General features: G+C 63.3%; 13 protein-coding genes. 7 read left to right on the top strand and 6 right to left on the bottom strand.

What is annotated here, in order from left to right; translation table 11 throughout:
• Positions 1-3: 3 nt before the first annotated feature.
• Positions 4-3,147 (bottom strand): efflux RND transporter permease subunit, encoded by a 3,144-nt coding sequence (locus tag K2U94_RS07505; protein ID WP_243066612.1) that lies wholly within the window; start codon positions 3,145-3,147, stop codon positions 4-6.
• Between the two features lie 11 nt (positions 3,148-3,158).
• A complete protein-coding gene (locus tag K2U94_RS07500; RefSeq protein ID WP_243066611.1) occupies positions 3,159-4,289 on the bottom strand; it encodes an efflux RND transporter periplasmic adaptor subunit in 1,131 nt (376 codons plus the stop codon).
• A 357-nt stretch (positions 4,290-4,646) separates the two neighbouring features.
• Here K2U94_RS07500 and K2U94_RS07495 point away from each other — a divergent pair, with 357 nt between their 5' ends.
• From K2U94_RS07495 to K2U94_RS07475, 5 genes are all read left to right on the top strand, one after another.
• Positions 4,647-6,083 (top strand): circularly permuted type 2 ATP-grasp protein, encoded by a 1,437-nt coding sequence (locus K2U94_RS07495; RefSeq protein ID WP_243066610.1) that lies wholly within the window; start codon positions 4,647-4,649, stop codon positions 6,081-6,083.
• A gap of 77 nt (positions 6,084-6,160) precedes the next feature.
• Complete coding sequence (locus tag K2U94_RS07490; protein ID WP_243066609.1) at positions 6,161-7,120, top strand: alpha-E domain-containing protein; 960 nt, start codon at positions 6,161-6,163, stop codon at positions 7,118-7,120.
• 35 nt (positions 7,121-7,155) lie between these two features.
• Positions 7,156-7,989: a transglutaminase family protein gene (locus K2U94_RS07485; protein WP_243066608.1), complete on the top strand. Its 834-nt coding sequence runs from the start codon at positions 7,156-7,158 to the stop codon at positions 7,987-7,989.
• Between the two features lie 250 nt (positions 7,990-8,239).
• Positions 8,240-8,710 (top strand): Lrp/AsnC family transcriptional regulator, encoded by a 471-nt coding sequence (locus K2U94_RS07480; protein ID WP_243066607.1) that lies wholly within the window; start codon positions 8,240-8,242, stop codon positions 8,708-8,710.
• 271 nt (positions 8,711-8,981) lie between these two features.
• On the top strand, positions 8,982-9,275 hold the full coding sequence (locus K2U94_RS07475) for a hypothetical protein (RefSeq protein WP_243066606.1): 294 nt from the start codon (positions 8,982-8,984) through the stop codon (positions 9,273-9,275).
• Between the two features lie 119 nt (positions 9,276-9,394).
• On the opposite strand, the gene K2U94_RS07470 is transcribed toward K2U94_RS07475, so the two are convergent.
• Positions 9,395-10,951: a hypothetical protein gene (locus K2U94_RS07470; protein ID WP_243066605.1), complete on the bottom strand. Its 1,557-nt coding sequence runs from the start codon at positions 10,949-10,951 to the stop codon at positions 9,395-9,397.
• Positions 10,948-11,721 (bottom strand): ABC transporter ATP-binding protein, encoded by a 774-nt coding sequence (locus K2U94_RS07465; RefSeq protein WP_243066604.1) that lies wholly within the window; start codon positions 11,719-11,721, stop codon positions 10,948-10,950. Before K2U94_RS07465 ends, K2U94_RS07470 begins: the two co-directional genes overlap by 4 nt.
• A 115-nt stretch (positions 11,722-11,836) precedes the next feature.
• On the opposite strand from K2U94_RS07465, the gene vapB reads away from it, so the two are divergent.
• Together vapB and K2U94_RS07455 are read left to right on the top strand one after the other, a co-directional pair.
• Complete coding sequence (gene vapB / locus K2U94_RS07460; protein ID WP_243066603.1) at positions 11,837-12,082, top strand: type II toxin-antitoxin system VapB family antitoxin; 246 nt, start codon at positions 11,837-11,839, stop codon at positions 12,080-12,082.
• On the top strand, positions 12,079-12,501 hold the full coding sequence (locus K2U94_RS07455; protein WP_243066602.1) for a type II toxin-antitoxin system VapC family toxin: 423 nt from the start codon (positions 12,079-12,081) through the stop codon (positions 12,499-12,501). The genes vapB and K2U94_RS07455 overlap by 4 nt, the downstream gene beginning before the upstream one ends.
• A 32-nt stretch (positions 12,502-12,533) precedes the next feature.
• On the opposite strand, the gene K2U94_RS07450 is transcribed toward K2U94_RS07455, so the two are convergent.
• Together K2U94_RS07450 and K2U94_RS07445 are read right to left on the bottom strand one after the other, a co-directional pair.
• A complete protein-coding gene (locus K2U94_RS07450) occupies positions 12,534-14,555 on the bottom strand; it encodes a DNA/RNA helicase domain-containing protein (RefSeq protein ID WP_243066601.1) in 2,022 nt (673 codons plus the stop codon).
• A gap of 127 nt (positions 14,556-14,682) precedes the next feature.
• Positions 14,683-17,988, bottom strand: a complete 3,306-nt coding sequence (locus tag K2U94_RS07445; RefSeq protein ID WP_243066600.1) for a transglutaminase family protein — start codon at positions 17,986-17,988, stop codon at positions 14,683-14,685.
• Positions 17,989-18,197: the final 209 nt, after the last annotated feature.

Below are 18,197 nucleotides of genomic sequence, written 5' to 3'. Positions count from 1 at the left end.
ACGTCAAACTTCCGCGACTTCCCCTCGCGCCTTTTCCGGCGCGAGCGGCCCGGCCTCATCCAGCAACTCGCTGCTGTCGTGCTTGCGCGCCAGCAGGGAATAGACCGCCGGGGTGACGAAAAGGGTAAAAATCGTGCCGACGCTCATGCCAGCGCCGATGACCATGCCGATCGCGGCGCGGCTGCGGGCGCCGGCGCCCGACGCCACAATCAGCGGGATCATGCCGACCACCATAGCGGCTGTGGTCATCAAGATCGGGCGCAGGCGCACGCCGGCCGCGTGTTCGATCGCCTCGCGGGGGTTGAAGCCTTCGCGGCGCTGCATCTGATTGGCGAAATCGACCATCAGGATGCCGTGTTTCGAGATCAGGCCAATCAATGTCATCAGGCCGATCTGGGTATAGATATTGATCGAGGCGGCGCCGACGACGCCGAGAATGTTGAGCGGCAACAAGGCGCCGAACATCGAGGTCGGCAGGGCGATCAGCACGATGAAGGGATCGCGGAAACTCTCGAACTGCGCCGCGAGCACCAGATAGATCACGATCAGCGAGAACACGAAGGCGAGCGCGAGGGTGTCGCCCTCCTGGACGAATTGCCGGCTCTCACCCTGGAAATCATACGAATAGCCCTCGGGTAAAATCTCTTTCGCCTTGCGTTCGAGAAAGCCCAGAGCCTCGCCGAGCGTGTGGCCGGGGAAAGGCACGCCGGACAGCGTCGCGGCATTGAGCTGCTGGAAGCTCATCAGCGCATTGGGCTGGGTTTTCTGTTCGATGCTCACCACGGTCGAGAGCGGGATCAGCGCGCCGCTCGCCGTGCGCAGCTGGTAGCGCATCAGCCAGTCGGAGGTCAGGCGGAAGTCGCGCGGCGCCTGGGGAATGACCTCATAGGAGCGGCCGTTGAGATTGAAGCGGTTGACGTAATTGCCGCCCAGAAAAGTCGCCAGGGTCGCGCCGATGTCCTGCATGGTGACGCCGAGGCTCGACGCCTTGGCGGCGTCGATCTTCACCTCGAATTGCGGCGTGTCGAATTTCAGATCGCCGTCAGTGAAGATGAAGAGGCCGCTCTTGCGCGCTTCGGCGAGCATTTGATCGAGCACGCCGGCGAGCGTGCGATAGTCGCCGGCGGTGCGGATGACGAATTGCACCGGCGGGCCGCCGGTCGAGCCGGGCAGCGACGGCAAGGCGAAAGCGAAGACCTGGGCGCCGGTCTGATCGGCGAGCAGCGGCTGCAGGCTTTGCAGGATCTGGCTCTGGCTGCGTTTCCGTTCGTCCCACGGTTTGAGCAGCATGCCCGCCATGCCGGTATTGACGCCCTGCGAGCCGTTGATGACGAAGACATGGTCCTTTTCCGGAACCTTGTCGAAGACGTTTTTCTGCAGCCGGCTGGTGACGGTTTCGAGATAATCGAGATTGGCGTATTGCGGCGTCTTGACCATGGTCAACAGCAGACCCTGGTCCTCCTCCGGCGCCAGTTCGCGCGGGGTCGAGACATAGAGCAGGCCGGTGAGCGCCAGCACGCCGACCAGGACGAGAATGGTCAGGGCGCGGAAGTTGAGCGTGCGATGCAGCAGGCGCTCGTAGCGGCGGCGCAGGGACTCGAAGGCGTCGTCCAGAAATTCGACCATGCTGCGCCGGCCCTTGCGCGCCGCCCCCGGCGCGTGGCGCTCATGCGGCTTCAAGAGCTTCGAACACATCATCGGCGACAAGGTCAGCGCGATGAAGCCGGAAACCACGACTGCGCCGGCCAGGGTGAAGGCGAATTCCTTGAACAGGGCGCCGGAAAGGCCGCCGACAAAACCGATCGGCGCATAGACTGCGGCAAGCGTGATCGTCATGCCGACCACCGGCAGAGCGATTTCGCGCGCGCCGAGCATAGCCGCCCGTTTGGGCGAATAGCCTTCCTCGATATGGCGATAGATGTTTTCGACCACGACGATGGCGTCGTCCACCACCAGGCCGATCGCCAGCACGAAAGCGAGCAGGGTCAGGAGATTGATCGAATAGCCGAGCAGCAGCATGAAGATCATGACGCCGATGAGCGACAGCGGAATGGTGACGATCGGAATCAGGGTCGAGCGCAGGTCGCCCAGAAACAGAAAGATCACGACAATGACGATGGCCCCGGCTTCGAGCAGGGTTTTCGCCACTTCATGGATCGAGGCGCGGATGAATTCGGTCGCGTCATAGGCGATGGCGCCCTTGACCCCTGCCGGCAGCGCCGCCTGGATCGAGGGAAAGGCCGCGCGAACGTCCTGGATGACGGTCAGCGGATTGGCGGTCGGCGTCGCGTAAATGCCGATGAACACCGCCTTGAGCCCGTCGAAGACGGCGGAAGAATCGACGCTCTGCGGACCAAGGTCGATGCGGGCGACGTCGCCGAGCTTCACCAGGGCGTCGCCCTTGTTGAAGACGACGAGCTGGGCGAAGGCCTTGGCCGTTTCCAGCGAGGTCAGGGCGTTGATGCTGGTCTGGGTGAAATCGCCTTTGATCTGCCCGGCGGCTGAGGTGAAATTATTCGCGATCAAAGCGTTGCGGATGTCCGCCGCTGTCACCCCGCGCGCCGCCATCCTGTCGGGGTCGAGCCAGATGCGCATGGCGAAATTCTGCCCGCCGATGATCTGGGCGCTGGCCACGCCGTCGATGGTTTGCAGGCGCGGCTGTACGACGCGGGTGATGTAGTCGGTGATCTGGGCGGCGGTCAGCGTGTCCGAATTGAACGACATATAGAGCAGCGCCGTGCCCTGCCCGGTCTGCTTGACCACCACCGGATCGTTGGCTTCTTTCGGCAAAATCTGCTTGACCTGCGCGACCTTGGCCAGCACGTCGGTCATCGCCCGGTCGGCATTGGCGTTGAGGCGCAGGTTGAGCGTCACGGTCGAGACGTTCTGCTGCGAATTGGAGACGAGCGTGTCCACCCCTTCGGCGCTCGCCACCGCCTGTTCGATCGGCGTGGTGATGAAGCCCTTGACGAGGTCGGCGTTGGCGCCTGGATAGGTGGTGGTGATGGTGATCGTCGCCGACGACAGGGCCGGATATTGCCGGATCTGCAATTTGAAGCCGGCCTGCGCGCCGACGAGCAGGATCAGCAGGCTCACCACGACCGAGAGCACCGGCCGGCGGATGAAGAGATCGGTAAAGGCGCCCATCGTCGGCTCGCTTACGGCATGGGCCGGACGGCCGGCGGCGTCATCGCCGCGTCAGGCTCAATGCGCACATGGGCGCCGGGCTGGAGCTTGATCTGCCCCTCGGTGACGACTTTTTCGCCCGGCTCGACGCCGGCGAGCAGCACGATGCGGTCGCCCTGCGCGTCGCCGACCTTGACCGAGCGCCTTTCGACATGGAGCGGGCCGTCGAAACCCTTTTGCTTGTCGTCGGGCCTGACGACAAAGACCGAATCGCCATAGAGCGAAAAGGCGACCGAGGTGCGCGGCGCGGTGACGACGCGGGCCGGCTTGCCGGCCTCGAAATCGACATGGCCAAACATGCCCGGCAGAATCTTCTTGTCGGGATTGGCGAATTCCGCCCGCACCAGAATCGCCCGGGTGGTGGGATCGACCCGCGCGTCGATATTGCTGACCTTGCCCTTGAAGCGCGTCCCGGGGAAGGCGTCGAGCCGCGCCGAAACCTCCTGCCCGATATACAGGTTCGGATAGTCCTGCTCCGGCGCCGGGAAGTCGAGATAGATCGGGTCGAGCCGCTGGAGCGAAACCATCGGGCTGCCCGCTGCGACATATTGGCCGACATCAACTTTGCGGATGCCGAGGCGGCCCGCGAAAGGCGCCGTGATCGTCTTCTGGCCGATCAGCGCCAGGGTCTTGTCCTCCGCGCCTGCGGCCTGGTCGCGCAAGGCTTGCGCGAGATCGAAATTGGCGCGCGCGGCGACGCCGCTCGCCTGAAGCATTTTCTGGCGGTCGAACGCCTGTTGGGCGTTTTTCATCTGCGCCTTGTTGGTGCGCAAATCGGCCTGTTCCGTCGAATCGTCCAGCTTGACCAGAAGCGCGCCCTTTTCGACGTCCTGGCCGTTCTTGAAGGCGATGGCGGCGACGATGCCCGCCACCTGGCTGGAGACGTCGATGCCCGGAACCGACTTGAACGTCCCGATCGCCGACACATGCGGCGCCCAGGTCTCGGCGCGCGCCGCCTCCACCGCCACGCCGGCCGCCGGGCGCGGCATGGCGGCGATCGCCGCGCGCGCGATCTCCGGCTTGATCTGGAAATGGAAGTAATAAACCCCGGCGACGAGCCCGGCGAGCAGGACGAAGACAAGGCCGAAGACGAATTTCCGCATTAGATGAACCGATAGCGCGCGACTGGCCGCGAAAGCCGTCCGGGGCTTGTAACCCTGGCGACGTCGGGAAGCAAATGGTGTCGCCGGCCTCGCGGCGACAGGGCCGCGCGGGCTGGAAAGCAAAACTTCAGACAGTCTGATCATTTTTTATGCAGCCGACCGCATCCAATTGTTCTTCCGCCCGTGACAGGGCGCCTAGCTTAAAGTTTAGGCTGTCAAATCCCGCAACGCGGCATTTAAGCTAGGTCAAAGCGCGGGCGAGCCCGACGATTCAGTCTGTGAAGACCGGATGCGCGGCCGGTTCGCGGGCGCGGCGTGTAAGGTCAGAGTGAAACTTCCAACCAGGCGATCGAGCCGATGAGCGTTCCCTGTTTTGACGAGATGAACAATGGCGCTGGAACGCCGCGCGCCCTTTACAGGCGCATAGCCAAGTGGCTGGAGACGTCGCCGCCCGGGTTGCTGGATTCCCGGCGCCAGCAGGCGGAAATGCTGTTCCGCCGCATCGGCATCACCTTCGCGGTCTATGGCGACAAGGAGGCCGCCGAGCGCCTCATACCCTTCGACCTTATTCCCCGTCTGCTCGGGCACGACGAATGGCGGCGGCTCGAAGCCGGCCTGATCCAGCGCGTCAAGGTGCTGAACATGTTCCTGACCGACGTCTATGGCGCGCAGGAAATCATCCGCGCCGGCGTGGTTCCGGCGGACCTGGTGTTCCGCAACGAGTGCTACCGTCCGGAAATGCAGGGCCGGCGCGTTCCCCACGATATCTGGACCCATATAGCGGGGATCGACATCGTCCGCGTGGACGATCACGATTTTTACGTCCTCGAGGATAATTGCCGCACGCCGTCGGGCGTTTCCTACATGCTGGAGAACCGCGAGATGATGATCCGGCTAGCGCCAGATCTGTTCGCGGATCATCGGGTCATGCCGGTCGAGAATTATCCCGACGCTTTGCTCGCGACCTTGCGCTCGGTCGCCCCGCCGAACTGCGCGAGCGAGCCGAATATCGTGGTGCTCACGCCGGGCCAGTTCAATTCCGCCTATTACGAACATTCCTTCCTGGCCGACAAGCTCGGCGTCGAACTGGTCGAGGGCCGCGACCTCGTTGTCAAGGACGACGTCGTATTCATGCGCACCACCGAGGGCCACAAGCGCGTGGACGTCATCTACCGGCGAGTAGACGACGATTTCATCGATCCGCTCGTTTTCAAGGAGGATTCGGTGCTCGGCGCCGCCGGCCTGATGGGCGCATATATCGGCGGCAATGTCACGCTGGCCAACGCCGTCGGGGCAGGCGTGGCCGACGACAAGGCGATCTACACCTATATGCCGGAGATCACCCGCTTCTATCTCGGCGAGGAGCCGAAACTGAAGAACGTTTCGACCTGGCGCTGCCGCGAGCCCGAGGCGCTGAAATATGTGCTCGACCACCTTCCCGAACTCGTGGTCAAGGAAGTCAACGGCTCCGGGGGATATGGCATGCTGGTCGGGCCCCACGCGACCAAGGAGCAGATCGAGACCTTCCGCAAGAAACTCGAGACGGCGCCGGACGGTTTCATCGCCCAGCCGACCCTGTCGCTGTCCACCTGCCCCACCGCGGTCGCCAATGGCGTCGCGCCGCGCCATGTCGATCTGCGCCCCTTCGTGCTGTCCGGCTCGGACGGCGTCCGGGTCGTGCCCGGCGGCCTCACCCGCGTCGCTCTGAAAGAGGGTTCGCTGGTGGTCAATTCGAGCCAGGGCGGCGGCACCAAGGACACCTGGGTGTTGGAGACCGACGCCGCCGCGCCCTGACTCTCGCCGTTTGCCGCCACCATACGGCGGACCGGCCTATGCCTTTCCGCCCGAAGCTTTTCTCGCTAAGGTCGCCCATGCTTTCCCGCACCGCCGACAATCTCTTCTGGGTCTCGCGCTATCTTGAGCGCGCGGACTTCCTCGCCCGCCTGATCGAAGCCTCCAGCCGCATCGCGGCCCTGCCCAAGGCCTATGCCATGGCGCAGGACGAATGGCAGAGCGTGCTGATCGCCTCCGGAGCCGACGAAACCTTCTATGACTATTTCGAGACGCCGGACGAGGCCAATGTCATCGCCTATCTGGCCTTCGACGAGCGCAACCAGTCGAGCATCCGCAACTGCATCGAATTCGGCCGCACCAACGCCCGCGCCGTGCGCACGGCGCTGACCACGGAAATGTGGGAGGGCATCAACAGCGCTTGGCTGGAGCTGAAAAAATTCGAGGCCGTCCACAAGGAACTCGGCCGGATCGACCGCGAGGAGCTGTCCAAGTTTCTCGACTACGTCAAGAAGACGTCGAGTCTCTATGACGGCTCGGGCTACCGCACCATGCTGCGTAACGACGCCTATTATTTCTCCCGGCTCGGCGTCTATATCGAGCGCGCCGATAATACCGCTCGCGTGCTCGACGTGAAATATCACGTCCTCCTGCCCGAGCAGGAAGCCGTGGGCGGTTCGGTCGATTATTTCCAATGGGCCGCGATCCTGCGCTCGGTTTCGGCGCTCACCGCCTATCATTGGGTCTATCGCGAGAGCATCAAGCCGTGGAACGTCGCCGACCTTCTGATCCTGCGCTTGGAAATGCCGCGTTCGCTTCTGTCCTGCTATGATAATATCGTGCGCTTCCTCGACGCCATCGCCAACCAATATGGCATCCAGGGCGCGTCCCAGCGCCACGCCCGCAACATGAGGCGCCGGCTGGAGAGCGCCTCGATCAAGGAAGTCTTCCAGTCCGGGCTGCACGAATTCGTGGACGCCTTCGTCACCGACAACAACCGGCTCGGCGCGGAAATCACCGAGCAATATCTGATTGGATAAATTCGCACGTTCAGTCCCGGGGAAAGCTCCGCTCCATGCGCGCCTCTGTTCAGTTCCAGCTCCAGATTACCTACGCCGAGCCGGTTCGCGCGTTGAACCAGGTCTTTCGCCTCAAGCCCCGCAGCTACGACACCCAGGATATCAGGGACTGGGTGGTCGACGTGCAGCCGGACGCGACCCTGCGCCGCAGCAAGGACGCTTTCGGCAATGTCGTCCACAGTTGCTCGCACAACGGCCCGCTCGACAGGCTGACGGTGACGGCGGAAGGGCTGGTTGAAACATATGATGCGGCCGGAGTCGTGCGCGGACTGGTCGAGCGGCTTCCGCTCGACGTGTTCCGGCGCGACACGGCGGCGACCCACGCCGACAAGCAATTGACCGCTTTCGCCATCGACGCTTTGGCGCATGAAACCGACCCGCTCGGCCAGATGCATCTTCTGATGGGGGAACTCCACAAGACTTTGGCCTTCGCCCCGGGCGAGACGGATTGGCCGCGCCCGGCGGCGGAAGTCTTCGCCGCGCGCGCTGGCTCGGCCCGAGAGCTGGCCCAGGTTTTCGTCGCCGCGGCGCGCAGCCTCGACGTTCCCGCACGTTTCATTTCCGGCTTGTTTCTCGGCGCCGACGGAGCCGACGGCGCGGGCGCATATCACGCCTGGGCGGAGGTTCATGTCGAACCGATCGGCTGGATCAGCTTCGACCCCGCGCTAGGGTTTTGCCCGCGCGACGAACATCTGCGCGTCGCCCAAGGACTCGATTTCAGCGGCGCGGCGCCGCGCCGCGCCGCGTGCTTCAACAGCGCGCCTGAAGAAGCGATCGCCACTTTGACGGTGGACATCGGCCGGCAAGCCAGCTGGCAGATTCAGCAATAGATTTCCGCCGAAGGCCGCCGACGGCCTGACCGGCGTGGCCCGGAGCGCCGTAAGAGCATGATGCGGACATGCTCAAACGCCGCTCGCCCAGCCGAAAGCAATTTGTTTTTGAATGCGGCCACATTTTGGGCGCCAAGCAGGAATTGATTGGCGCGCCAACGAAATTCTGCTTAGATTCATCATTTGTTTCGCAGCGTTTTGTCTGGATGCGGGCGACTGCTTTTCGGGAATCCAGTACAGGGGGCAAGTCATGGACGCGATCGACCGCAAGATCCTGACCGTGCTCCAGGAAGACGCGAATATCGCCGTCGCCGATCTCGCCCGCGCCGTCGGCCTGTCGCCGACGCCATGCTGGAAGCGGGTGCAAAAGCTCGAAAAATCGGGCGTCATCACCGGTCGGGTCGCCCTCGTCGATCCGCAGAAGATCGGCCTCGGCCTCACCGTCTTTGTCTCGATCGAAACCGAGGACCATTCGCAAGGCTGGCTGGCGCGCTTCGCGCAGGCGGTCTCCGCCATGCCCGAGGTGATGGACATTTACCGCATGGCGGGCGACGTCGATTATCTTCTGCGGGTGGTGGTCGCCGACACCGCCGCCTATGACGCCTTCTACCAGCGGCTTATCGCGGCGGCGCCGCTCAAAAAGGTCACCTCGCGCTTCGCCATGGAAAGGATCAAGGCCAGCTCGGCCTATCGCGTGCCGGAACCGGCGAGCCCGCGCTGAAATTGAGCTGAATCAATTACGCGGGTCAGTGAATTTGCTATCCAGCCCTCCGGAATAAGTGGGGCGAAAACGCCAAGACCGTGAAATCGGCGGAAGATCGATAATCGGCGACAAGACCCAGAAAGCGGCGAAAGACTGCGACGGGCGGCAGAAGCGCGTTCCATTCTCTGAAATGACGATAAGTCCGGAAAATTCATCAATTTCGGACAAGCGGCTTGACGCAGCACGCGACTGGCTGGAGAGATGGATCCGGTTTGAGGCGGGGGGAGACATGAGCGTCGCCAAGGTGAGCGGTCGTCTGTGGGAAGATTTCATTTCCCGGGACGTTCCTGCCGGGCATGACACGATCTGGGGATGGGCGGCGAAATGGTCGCCGCAGGATCTTCCCCAGGGTCCCGATCTGAAGACCGCTTTCGCCGAGGAGATCGGCGTGCTGATGCGGCTCAGCGCGGCGAACGGCTGTTCGGTCGTATCTGTCCCGGCGCCTGCTGCGCTTCGCGCGATCGGCGCCGAGCAGATTCCCGCCTTTGAAACGTCCCTTCTCTATATGATGTCGCGCACTTAAGCGCGGCGTCGATTGCGGCGTCCGGGAGGAAACCGCCAACTCAATGCCGGCCCCTCGGGGCCGGCGATTTTATTTTCCCCGCCCCACGCTTTCGGCGAATGCCCAAGCAAACAAAGACCTTACGCGGGGGCGAGGGCATCGGCTGCTCCCGCGCGAGGCTTGCTGGCCAGGAGCAGCGCGCCCGCGCAGACCACGGGGACGAGGCCAAGCCACGAGCCGAGGCTGAACATCAGCGCGGCCACCGCCCAGAAGATCGACAGGCCATGTTCGACGAGGCCGACGATCTTGTTCTGGGCGTGGGTCTTGATGAGGTCGCCGCGCCGGTTCTTCAGCGGTTTCCAGAAATTCAAGGTCGCGGTCGAAGCCGCCGCGGCAGCGGCGCAAAGCAGGGTCACGAGGCCGATGCGCGGCGACGCCCAGGCGACCCCGGCGAGCGGCAAAACCAGCAGAATCGCGACCGGCGCCGCGACCGCCTCCAGCTTGCGGCGCAGGATTTCGCCCGGCGCGACCGGCGCGGTGGCGATCATTTCGGACGCCTCCTCGCTCGAGGAGGCGAGAAAGGCGAGCGCGGCCGAAAGCTGCGCCCCGATCGCGACCAGGGCCGGCGAAACCGACAGAGCGATGGAGCCGTTCGGGCCGAGGCTTTTCCAGATGATCAAGGCGACCGGCAGGGTGTAGAGCGATTGCAGCAGCACTTGCGACAGCAGATAGGGGTCGCGAGCGAGCAGGCGCCATTCCTTGCGGCGCAGGGCGGCGGCGCGAATGCAGTTGAAAGGCGCGTCGCGCCCGGCGCGATGCGACCTGCCCTCCCCCGCCGCAATCAGCGCGCCGCGCGCGAAAGAAGGACCGAGCGCCGCGATCGACAGCAGGAAAACGCTCAAGCCGAGGGCGAGCCAGAGCGCAAGCGCGACCGGCTCGGCCGCGGCCGCCCGCGCCGGCAGCCAGATCGGGCCATGGGGGTCGAACCAGCTTCCCGGCTTCGGATGGACCATGGCCGCATGCAGCTCCGCCTGACTTTTCGCCGGAAGAAAGTTGAATATCTGGGCGCAGACGACGAACCAGGCGCCGACCAGCGTCGCCACGACCTGGGACGCCGAGCGGGTCCGCCTGGCGCCGAGCAGGCGGAACAGGCCGAGCGTCGCGGCGAAGCTCAAGCCGGTGACCGCCAGCACCGAAGCGGCGAGCGCGGGATAGATCGCCAGCCAGCGCGGGCCGCCGAACAGCGCCGCCATATTGGCGAGCGGCAGGAGAAACATGCCGATGCCGCCGAAATTCTCGATGGCGACCGCCGTGGCGCGCGAGGCGAGGATTTTGCACGGCGGCAACGGCGCCGACAGCAGAAGGTCGAGATCGCCGCGCGAATAGAGCGCCCGCGTCGCGCCGGTCAGGCCCTGCGACATCAGCCAGGGTAAGACGACGACGAAGCCCATGCCAAGGAGCGGGATCGCGCCCTCTTTCGAAGCCGCCGCCAGCAAGACCTTGGCGAAAGGCGCCGCGACGAGGTGGAGGACGGCAAGAGCGAGGCCGACCAGGATCAGGGCCTTGGCCGTGGATTTGGCGCGCAGAAAAGCGCACAGCCGGCGCCAGGACAGGACGAGGTCGTGGCGAACGAGGCGCGCGAGCGAAAGCGAGCCTGCTCCGCGAGCGGTCGGCGCATGCGCAACCAAGGCCGTCACGCGGCTTCTCCGCGCGCGGTGAGATCGAGGAAGACATCTTCCAGATTGGCGGCGCCCGCGCTCATGGCGCATAATTGGCGCAGGCTTCCCTCCGCGATCAACCGGCCATGGGCGATGATCCCGATGCGGTCGGCGAGTTTTTCCGCGACTTCGAGAATATGGGTGGTCAGCACCACCGCCACGCCTTGGCGGGTCTGCTCGGCGAGCATGTTCTTGACGAGGCGCGCGGCCCCGGCGTCGAGGCCGGTCAGCGGTTCGTCCAGCATCAGCAGGCGCGGCCCATGGATCAGCGCGCCCGCCAGCGCCACTTTCTGGCGCATGCCGCGCGAAAAACCCTCGCAACGCTGGTTGCGCTGCTCCCACAGCCCGAGCCGGTGCAAGAGTTCTTCCGCGCGCGCCGCGCCGGCGGCGCAATCGAGGCCCCACAGGCCGGCGACGAATTCGAGATATTCCAGCGGCGCCAGCTTGTCATAGAGCAAGGGTTCATCCGGCAGCCAGGCGGTGAGCGCCTTGGCGGCGATCGGATTTTTCCGCGCGTCGATCCCGCAGATCGAGATTTCGCCCTCGTCGGGCTGGAGCAGGCCCGCGACCATGCGCAAGGTCGTGGTCTTGCCGGCGCCATTGGCGCCAAGCAAGGCATAGAATTCGCCAGGACGGATGGTCAGGTCGAGCCCATCCACCGCGACCTTGCCCGAAGACCCGCCGAAGGATTTTTTCAGGGCGCGCAGACGCAGGGCGTCGGGGTTTGCGGATTTGGAAATGTCGGCCATGGGAGGCGCCCGTTTGATCGGATTGCGCAATCTAGGTCGGCGCCCCTTTCCGCGGCGTTAAGGCGCTCGTAACATATGTTAAACATATGCCATACTGGCGGCAACGAGGCTCCCGATGCGCAAGATTTCCATTTTCCGCAACAACCGCAATCAGGCTGTCCGCCTGCCCAAGGATTTCGAATTCCCCGGCGTGACCGAACTGACGATTGAGAAGCGCGGCGACGCCCTGTTATTGCGGCCGGTCCGGCCGAGCTGGAGCTCCTTTGCCAACGAGCCGCGCGCGGACGCCGATTTCCTGCGCGAACGGCCGGCGCTGATCGAAGGAGGCCGGATCTCGCTTGACGACGACGGCAAGCAATGACCGCCGTCTATATGCTCGACACCAATATCTGCTCGTTCGTCATGCGCGAAAGGCCGCGCGCCGTGCTGGACCGCCTGCAGGCGGCTGTGGAGCGGCAGGACAGCATCGTGATTTCGGTGGTCACTTATTACGAAATGCTGCTGGGAACGATCGGCCGCAACGCCTCGCCGCGTCACGCGGCGCTGGTCGAGAGTTTTGTCGCGCGCCTCTCCGACATCTTGCCTTGGGACCGCAGCGCGGCGGAAGAAGCCATGCTCATTCGCAAGCAGCTTGCGGAAAAAGGAACCCCGATCGGCCCCAACGACACGATGATCGCCGGCCACGCGCTTGCCGCCGGCGGCGTGCTGGTCACCAATAACATTCGGGAATTCGCAACGGTTGAAAACCTGCTCGTCGAAGATTGGGCAATCCGCCCCTGACCATGGCTTTGTCTATCGGCGCATCCCAATGCTCACGGCAGCGCTTCGCATCCAGCCGCAAGCAAAGCGGCGGCAGTCTGGTCAAATTCAGCAGGCGATCGCGTCGGGTCGTCTTCGCTGCCGCTCGGGATAAAAATAATGGTCCCTGCTCGGGCGCGCGTCAGCAAAACGCGATATGCATTCAACCGGAATCGGCGCTTTTCCGGATCGCGCAGTTTCTGCCAACGCGGCGCCTGCATTCGGCGCGGCGCAAAGGCGTGGCCATCCCAAATTAAATCGCCTCCCCAACACAGGGCGGCAAAATCGACTTCCAAACCTTGACAGCCATATTCGCTGACGGGCGTTTCCAGGGCGCTGCCGCTACGAAAATCTGAGTAAGGTTTTAGGAACCAATGTCCAATCGGACTAAGTTCGTTGGAGCGAAGGGCCGGGGGAACGCCATCTCCGACTAATCGAACAGCACCCGAACTACACAAGAGTCCGACCGAGCGTTGTCCCCTGCGACGCTCCCGCAACCAGGCGCGGGCCCGTTCCAAATCTCGAGTGAGATAGGTGGGCGGCTCGTCCATTTGATCGGCAAAACCTCGAGCCTGTACGAGATCGCTTTCAAGAAGGGCGGCGACCCAGAAGCCGTGTAAAGGGTTTCGGTAGCTGCGGATCGCATTCGCAAGATGCAAACTGGCGACGCGCCGGCAATCAAGGCTAGCAAAATCAGAATCGCTCGCGAGACCATCGCCACAGACCAATTGGCCGCCATCAATCGCCGCCGGCGCCGCGACGATTTCCCATTTGACGCCATTGCGAATTGAATCCGCGATCGCTTCGGCCCATAGAGGCAATCCGCCCTCGCCGCGGTTAATCTCTTGCCCGGGACCGACCAGGCACACCAAACAGCACCATTCAAGGCGATCGAGAATTTCGAGGAAAAGCGCGGGCTCCGATTTAGCCCGCCCCATCAGCTCCTGGCCGACTTCCGCATTCCAAGCCCGCTGCGCCTCGTCAAACACGATCACATGTTCGGGAGGCTTGGCGCCGTCAGTATGTTCTTTGAGATAACCGAGGAGATTCTGAATGGCGCTATCGGCTTCATATTTTGCCGCCGCCTTCGATTTTTGCCCGCGGCGCGCGCTGTCTGTCGCCAGGGCCTCTGTAAGCACGTGAACCAAGGGGCGGTTGCCCGACAAAAGCGCCGCCGGCCGCTCGCCGCTTCTTAATTTTAGAGCAAGATCCAAACCCAATAAGGTCTTGCCGGCGCCTGGAGCGCCTGTCACGAAACAAACAATTTTCCGACGAAGGGTTTCAGCCCCGCTTACAATATCGCGCAGCGCCTGAGCTGCCGCTTGCAATTCTTCGTCGGCCGCATCGCCTCTTCCAATATCGGCGATTGCATGGCCCTGGTAGAGCGCCTGTGCAGCTTCGACAATTGTTGGCGTGGGGCGATAAGCGGAAGCGTCAAAACCCACGCCATCGAGCGGCAGAGCGTCAAAATCGCTCTGCGCCGCGACTAGTCGGAAGGCGTCGATCAGCGTCTCCCTATTGGCGAAAAGAATATTCGCAACTCCGTCGCATAATTGCAGAGATTGAGAAACCTGCGGCGCGCAATCAGCACATAAAATAGGGACAATCAGTCTCGATTGGCTTGCTTCGTGAAAATCCTTAAGCGAACAAGCGTAACGTTCGAGCTGGGCTTTGTGTGCACCCAGATAAGATTTTTCGCCGATCTTAAATTCGACCACGGCAACGACGCCTGGCGCCAGCACAACCGCATCGAGGCGTTTAGCCAGACGAAAGAGGGACACTTCGAGCGAAATGGACCAGCCATAAACGCCAACGTCCATTTCAGAAAAGGCGTCGTGCAGAATGGCGATTTCCGCCTCCCACGCTCGAATCTGTTCGGCCTGCGCGGAGCTGTGCAGAGCGACATGTCGACTGGAGAGGTGACCAACAATTTCAGCGGTTAGCGTGGTTAAAAACTCTTCGACGGTCGCGCGATAAAAAGAACGTTGCGCATTGGTTTTCGATAGGCTCTCGCCGATTTTAATCTGCTCGCTCATCGAAAGGTTAATCGCATTGCAGCAACATTCCTGCCGCCACATCGGGATAGTTCATGGCGGAAAACCAAGTTAAAGAAACGTTCCGATCAACCGGGACGCCTTCGGCGTCCCGGTTGATCTTAGCCCCTCACACCCCCACTGGCCGGCGCAGATCGAGCGTGTTCGGGAAATCGCTGGTGGCTTCCTCCGCCGGAAGCCAGATGCGGCCGGGGGTGTGGCCGTGGTCCTGGAAGCGTGCGAGGCGGCGCGCTTCGGCCTCGTAGGAATTGACCGGGAAGGTCTCGTAATTGCGTCCGCCCGGATGGGCCGAATAATAGACGCAACCGCCGAGCGACCTTTTGCTCCATTTGTCGATAATGTCGAAGGTCAGCGGCACATGCGGCCAGACGGTCGGATGATAGCCGGCATAGGGCTGCCACGCCTTGTAGCGCACGCCCGCCACCGCCTCGCCGCGTTTTCCCGTCGAGCCGAGCGGTATCCGCCGCCCATTGCAGGTCACGATATGGCGGGCCTCATTGAAACCCTCGACCCGCGCCTGCAGACGCTCGACCGACGAATCGACGAAGCGCACCGTGCCGCCTGGCGAGCCCTCCTCGCCCATGACATGCCACGGCTCAAGCGCCTGGCGGATTTCGAGCTTCACGCCCGAATGTTCGACCTGGCCGTAGAAGGGGAAGCGGAACTCATATTGCGCGCGATACCATTCGCGATCGAAAGCGTAGCCGGCGCGGCTCAAATCGTCGAGCACGTCCAGAAAATCCTCCCAGACGTAATGCGGCAGCATGAAACGGTCGTGCAGGCTGGTGCCCCAGCGCGACAGTTCGCCCTCCTGCGGCTCACGCCAGAACCAGGCGACGAGCGCACGCAAAAGGAGTTGCTGCGCCAGCGACATGCGCGCGTCGGGCGGCATTTCGAAGGAGCGGAACTCGACGAGGCCGAGCCGCCCGGTCGGGCCTTCCGGCGAATAGAGCTTGTCGATGCAGATTTCGGCGCGATGGGTGTTGCCGGTGACGTCCGTGAGCAGATTGCGATAGAGCCGGTCCACCAGCCACGGCGGGACATAGCCCTCGCCCGGACGCGGCGTATTGGCGAGCGCGATCTCCATCTCATAGAGCGCGTCGTGGCGCGCCTCGTCGATGCGCGGCGATTGCGATGTCGGACCAATGAACAGGCCGGAAAAAAGGTAGGACAGCGACGGGTGGCGCTGCCAGTAGGTCACCAGGCTTTTCAACAGGTCCGGACGCCGCAGGAAGGGGGAATCGTTGGGCGTGGCCCCGCCGATGACGACATGATTGCCGCCGCCGGTGCCGACATGGCGCCCGTCGATCATGAATTTTTCCGTGCCGAGCCGCGACAGCCGCGCCTCTTCGTAAAGGGTCGTGCTGATGTGGACGAGATCGTCCCAATTGTCGGCGGGATGGACATTGACCTCGATCACGCCGGGGTCGGGCGCGACCCGGATCACCTGCATCCGCCAGTCGAGCGGCGGCGGATAGCCCTCGATATGGACCGGCAGGCCGAGGTCGCGCGCGGTCTCCTCGACCGCCGCGAGCAGCTCCAGATAATCCTCGAGGTAACCGACCGGCGGCATGAACACATGCAGGCGCCCGTTGCGCGGCTCGATCGCCAGCGCCGTGCGCACCTGCGACGAATAGCCGAGCAATTGCTGGTCCCACAATTGCTGATCGCGCGTGACGGCGCCGCGGCGATATTTCTGGGCGATGGCCTCCGCCTTGGGCAGCGGCATGCGCGGCTCGGTCGGGTCCTGTTCCACGATGAAGGGATAGGCGCTCGGCGCCACATAGGGCATCGAGGAGAGCGGCAGGCGGAACCCGATCGGCGAATCGCCGGGGGTGAGGAAGATCGCGCCGCGCCGCAGCGGCCATTTCTGGCTGATCCAGCTGCGGGTCTGGGTCTGGGCGTTCCAGCGCTGCACCGGCAGGACGAAGCCGGTCGGCACGTTGAGGCCCTGGCTGAACACACGGGCGAAACGGGCGCGCTCTTCCGGCTCGGCGAGCTTGCTGTCGCCGGGCGTGACATTCACCGGCAGTTCCGATTCCTTCAACAGCCAATGCGCTGGGTCCTCATAGGCCGGAACGACATAATCTTCTGGAATCATGAGCTTTTCTGCGACCGTGACGCAGAACGCGCGCGCCTGTTCCGGCGTGGTCGGCTTCGACGGATTTTCGCGCGCGATCAGATTGACGTCGCGCCAGATCGGCTCGCCGTCCTTGCGCCAATAGATCGAGAAGGTCCAGCGCGGCAGGCTTTCGCCCGGATACCATTTGCCCTGGCCGTAATGCAGAAATCCATTGGGCGCGAATTTTTCGCGCAGGCGGCGGGTGAGGTCGTCGGCGATCGTCCGCTTGGTCGGCCCGACCGCTTCGGTGTTCCATTCCGCCGACTGGTAATCGTCGATCGAGACGAAGGTCGGCTCGCCACCCATGGTCAGGCGCACGTCCTGCGTGCGCAGGTCCGCGTCCACCGTCTTGCCCAAAGCGTCGAGCGCATGCCAGGACTCGTCCGAGAAAGGCGCGGTGACGCGCGGCTTCTCATCAAGCCGTTCGATGGTCATTTCGAAGCCGAAATCGGCGCGGGCGTCGCCCGCGAAAGAGCCTTCGATCGGGGCGGCGGAGGAATAATGCGGGGTTGAGGCGAGCGGCAAATGGCCTTCGCCCGCGAACAGGCCGGACGTCGGATCGAGGCCCACCCAGCCGGCGCCGGGGATATAGACTTCGGCCCAGGCGTGGAGATCGGTGAAATCATGCTCCGTGCCCGAGGGGCCGTCGAGCGATTTCAAGTCGGGCTTGAGCTGGATCAGATAGCCGGAGACGAAACGCGCGGCAAAGCCGAGATGGCGCAGAACCTGGACCAGAAGCCAGCCGGTGTCGCGGCACGATCCCGAGGCGACCCGCAGCGTCTCTTCCGGCGTCTGCACGCCAGGCTCCATGCGCACGAGGTATTTAATCTTATGCTGCAATTCCTGGTTCAACCAGACCAGGAAATCGACCGTGCCCTGCTCCTCACGCGGGATCGTGTCGAGAAAAGCCTGGAGCAGCGGGCCGGCGGGTTCGGCGCCGACGTAAGCCGAAATGTCCTTGCTCAGCGATTCGGCGTAAGTGAAGGGGAATTTCTGGGCATATTCCTCGATGAAGAAGTCGAACGGATTATAGACCGCCATTTCGGCGAGCAGATCGACGGTGATCGAAAATTCCTCGGTCAGCTCGGGAAAGACGAGCCGCGCCAGATAATTGCCGTGGGGGTCCTGCTGCCAGTTGATGAAATGGTTCGCGGGCTCGATCTTCAGTGAATAGGCCAGGACCGGCGTACGGCAATGCGGCGCCGGCCGCAGGCGAACGATCTGCGGCCCCAGCGATACCGGATGATCATAGGAATAGCGGGTGGAATGGTGAAGTTTCGCGAGGATGGCCATTGCGGCATGAGCCTTTCTTGGCGGCGACTGTGCAATTTATGAGGACTAAAGCGCAGGCCTGTCACGTCTGAAAAGAAGGCTTTCGGTCATGTTGACGAGCGAGCTGGCTGAAATTTAGGCGCCGTGAGTCCCCTCGCAGCCTGGTCCGTCGTTCTACCAGCGCCCAATACGGGGGCGGCCGCCAGGGTTTGATGGCGCGACGAACGAAG

It is taken from the genome of Candidatus Rhodoblastus alkanivorans, assembly GCF_022760755.1.
Lineage (GTDB): Bacteria > Pseudomonadota > Alphaproteobacteria > Rhizobiales > Beijerinckiaceae > Rhodoblastus > Rhodoblastus alkanivorans.
Note: the sequence above shows the minus strand (reverse complement) of the source record. Positions and strands in the feature narration are given on the sequence as shown.